Below are 4059 nucleotides of genomic sequence, written 5' to 3' on the forward strand. Positions count from 1 at the left end.
GACCGCGGGTACTGACCAGCGCGCCCGGACGCGGCTGCCGGGCGGGACGCTCGAGCGGGAGTCAACGGGTGTCAGCCGCCGAGGATCGCGATGCTCAGATCCTCCTCGGCCGTCTCGGGGGCCACGACGAGCAGTTCGTCACCGGGCTCGAACGGGACGTCGGGTTCGGGAGTGATCACCCTGCCTCCCCGGAGGACGGCCACCAGCGCCGCGTCGCGGGGGAGCCGGACGCGGGAGACGGGCCTGCCCGCGAGGGGGGTCTGGTCCGGCAGCGTCACGCTCACCAGGTTGACACCGCCGCGACGCAGGGTCATCAGCCGCACGACGTCACCGACGGCGACGGCCTCCTCGACCACCGAAACCATGAGCCGGGGCGTCGAGACGGCCACGTCGACCCCCCAGCGGTCGTCGAACAGCCACTCGTTCCGCGGGTCGTTGACGCGGGCGACCACCCGGGGCACGGCGAACTCCGTCTTGGCCAGCAGGCTCACGACCAGGTTCACCTTGTCGTCGCCGGTGGCAGCGACCACCACGTCGGACTCCTCGGCCCGGAGCCGTTCGAGGAAGCTGAGCTCGCACGCGTCCCCCACGAGTTGCCGGGCACCGGTGACCGAGTCGCGGTCGAACACGGCCGGGCGTCGGTCGACGAGCGTCACGTGGTGGTCATTGGCCAGGAGCTCGCGGGCGATGGATCGCCCCACCACGCCGGCGCCGGCCACCAGCACCCGCATGGTGGAGGCATGGAACGTGCGGGTGGAGGCGCGGTCCAACAGGCCCGCGCCGTCCGCGTAGTCGGGGACCGGGTCTCCGCCGACGGGCCGGTCAGTCATCAGCTGGTCCTCGCTTCACGATGTCGTCGAGATCGTCCACCACGGCGGAGGGCACGGCCAGGTGGATCAGGTCCTCCGCCTGCGCGAGAGTGTCGCCATCGGGGACCCGGCATTCGCCGAAACGGGTGAGGGCGACCGCGGTGCCACCGACGGTCCCGGCCAGGGAGGCGAGGGTGGCCCCGACCCACACCGGGGGAGGGACCACCGCGACAAGCGAGACCTCACCGGTCTGATCGCGCCAGACCACCGGGCTCGAACCGGACGTGATGTATCTGATGAGGCGGCCGGTCGCCCAGGGGACCGTCGCGACGGTGGGGATGCCCAACCTCTCGTAGACCTCGGCGCGTCCGGCGTCGTAGATCCTGGCGATCACCCGCTCGACGCCGTAGGTTTCGCGGGCCACCCTCGCGGCGATGATGTTCGAGTTGTCCCCGGAGGAGACCGCCGCGAACGCGTCGGCGCCGTGGAGCCCGGCGTCCACGAGGACCTCGCGGTCGAAGCCGAGTCCGGTGACGGTGCGGCCGCCGAACCGCTCGGGCAACCTTGCGAACGCCGCGGGGTCCCGGTCGATCACGACCACCTCGTGACCGTCCTCGTCGAGTTCGGTCGCCAGCTCCGCCCCGACCCGCCCACAGCCCATGATGATGACCCTCATGGTGAGTACCGCTCCTCACGGTCCGCGACGCGCGGACCCGTGGGATCACGCTACTCCCGTCGGCAGAACTGTCCCTGCGGCACGCGGAGCCCTACGATGTGTCGGTGTCCAGGATCTCCCGGGTGTCCGTCGGAACCAAGCGCCTGTTGCTGGGGCGTCCTTTCCGCAGCGACACCTCAGGGGACTCGCCGTTGCGCAAGCGGATCGCACTGCCGGTCTTCGCCTCGGATGCGTTGTCCTCCGTCGCCTACGCCCCCGAGGAGATCTTCCTCATCCTGTCGTTGGCCGGGATGTCGGCCCTCGTCTTCACCCCGTGGGTCGGCCTCGCGGTGGCGGTCGTCATGGTGGTCGTGATCGCCTGTTATCGACAGAACGTCCGCGCCTATCCGTCCGGCGACGGTGACTACGAGGTCGCCACCGTGAACCTCGGGCCCAACGCCGGACTGGGCGTCGGCGCGGCCCTGCTCATCGACTACGTCCTCACCGTGGCGGTGTCGATCTCGGCGGCGGCCGCCAACATCGGCTCCGCCATCCCGTTCGTCTACTCGAACGAGGTCGTCTTCGCCGTCGTCGCGATCGTCCTGCTCACCGCGATCAACCTCCGGGGCATCCGGGAGTCACGAGCGATGTTCGCGATCCCGGTCTACGCGTTCATGGCGGCCATGACCACACTGGTGGTGTGGGGCTTGTTCCAGGTGGACGTTCTGGATCGTGACCTGAGGGCGGAGTCCGCGGACTTCGAACTCGTCACGCCCGACGGGGTGGCCGTCGCCGGGCTCGCCCTCGCGTTCGTGGTGGCCAAGTCCTTCGCCTCGGGGTGTGCCGCGTTGACCGGAGTGGAAGCCATCCACAACGGCGTACCCGCGTTCCGCAGTCCCCGGGCCCGGAACGCCGCCACGACCCTGGTCATGCTCGGGGTGGTGTCGATCTCGTTCCTGCTCGGTCTGATCGTGTTGGCGAACAAACTCGGGGTCCAGATCGCGGAGGACCCGGCCGCCCAACTGATCGGCGCCCCGGAGGACTATCACCAGAAGACGATGATCGCGCAGCTGGCCGACCCCGTCTTCGCCGGACTCCCGGTCGCCTTCTACGTGATCATGACCATCACCACGCTCATCCTGGTGCTCGCGGCCAATACCGCGTTCAACGGATTCCCCGTGCTCGCCTCGGTCCTCGCGCGGGACAAGTACCTCCCGAGGCAGCTCGCCACGCGCGGCGACCGCCTCGCCTTCTCCAACGGGATCGTCCTGCTCGCCATCGCGGCGATCGTCCTCGTGGTGGCCTTCGACGCCCAGGTCACCGTGCTCATCCAGCTCTACATCGTGGGCGTCTTCGTGGCGTTCACCCTGAGCCAGCTCGGGATGGTCCGTCACTGGACACGGCGACTGGAGAGCGAAGAGGTCCCGGCGGTCCGACGTCGGGTGCAGCGCGCCCGCGCGGTCAACGGGGTCGGCTTCGTGCTCACCTCGGGTGTCCTGGTGATCGTCATGGGCACCAAGTTCTTCGCGGGCGCCTACATCGCGGTGCTGGCGATGCTTGCCGTGTTCGGGGTCATGAAGCTCATCAAGCGGCACTACGAGTCGGTCGCGCGTGAGCTCGAGGACTCCTCCTGGGAGGTCGTGCTCCCGAGCCGCACCCATTGCGTCGTGCTGGTGTCCAAGCTCCACCTGCCCACCCTCCGCGCGCTGGCCTACGCCCGGGCGACCAGACCGGACACCATCGAGGCACTGACGGTGAACATCGAGACCACGGAGACCCGGGTGCTGGTGCGGGAGTGGGAGCGCAGGCGCATCTCCGTACCGCTCAAGGTTGTGGAGTCCCCGTACCGGGAGATCAACCGACCGGTGGTCGACTACGTCAAGCGGCTGCGGGACCAGTCGCCCAGGGACGTGGTGATCGTGTACATCCCGGAGTACGTGGTGGGGCATTGGTGGGAACAGCTGCTGCACAACCAGAGCGCGCTGCGCCTGAAGACCCGTCTGCTATACGAGCGGGGCGTCATGGTGACCAGCGTTCCGTGGCAGCTGTCGTCGTCGGACGGCCGCGCGGAGCAGGCGCGTGACGAACCGATCATCGGGCGCTGGGGCGCGCCGGAGGACCGATGACGCCGGTGACCGGGACCGACTGGACGGGGCGTGTGCTGCGACTGCGCATCGAGGGTCCGGCGCAGGGTGGTGAGTTCGTGGCCCGGCACTCCGGACGAGTGGTGTTCTGCCGCGGCGGGATCACGGGGGAACTGGCCGAGGTGGTGATCGACGACGACCCCGGGCGGGCATTCTGCCGCGGAACCGTGACCCGCGTGCTCGAACCGTCACCCGACCGGATCGACCCCGTCTGTCCGGCGGCGGCGGCCGGTGCAGGGTGTTGCGACTGGAGCCACATCGGCCCGTCGGCCGCCCGGGAGTTCGCGGGAGTCGTCCTGGCCGACCAGGCCCGCCGTATCGGGCGGATCGGGTCGGTTCCGGATCGTGTCGCCGTGGACGTCCCCGCGGGTGACGGTGCGACCACCGGGTGGCGGACGGTGGCCCGGTGGGTGACGGGGGACGACGGCGTGCCGGGCGTCCGACGCGCGCG

General features: G+C 69.9%; 4 protein-coding genes. 2 read left to right on the forward strand and 2 right to left on the reverse strand.

Annotation, left to right across the window (positions count from 1 at the left end; translation table 11 throughout):
- Positions 1 to 71 precede the first annotated feature (71 nt).
- A complete protein-coding gene (locus tag IY392_RS15170; RefSeq protein ID WP_107758101.1) occupies positions 72 to 731 on the reverse strand; it encodes a TrkA family potassium uptake protein in 660 nt (219 codons plus the stop codon).
- A gap of 91 nt (positions 732 to 822) precedes the next feature.
- On the reverse strand, positions 823 to 1485 hold the full coding sequence (locus tag IY392_RS15175; protein WP_194861658.1) for a TrkA family potassium uptake protein: 663 nt from the start codon (positions 1483 to 1485) through the stop codon (positions 823 to 825).
- Between the two features lie 113 nt (positions 1486 to 1598).
- Between IY392_RS15175 and IY392_RS15180 the strand changes: the two genes are divergently transcribed.
- Together IY392_RS15180 and IY392_RS15185 are read left to right on the forward strand one after the other, a co-directional pair.
- Positions 1599 to 3590 (forward strand): APC family permease, encoded by a 1992-nt coding sequence (locus tag IY392_RS15180; RefSeq protein ID WP_107758100.1) that lies wholly within the window; start codon positions 1599 to 1601, stop codon positions 3588 to 3590.
- The coding region (locus tag IY392_RS15185) for a TRAM domain-containing protein (protein ID WP_375292922.1) at positions 3587 to 4059 on the forward strand (473 nt) is incomplete at its 3' end. The genes IY392_RS15180 and IY392_RS15185, both read left to right, overlap by 4 nt.

This window comes from Dietzia sp. SYD-A1 (assembly GCF_015356725.1).
Classification (GTDB): domain Bacteria; phylum Actinomycetota; class Actinomycetes; order Mycobacteriales; family Mycobacteriaceae; genus Dietzia.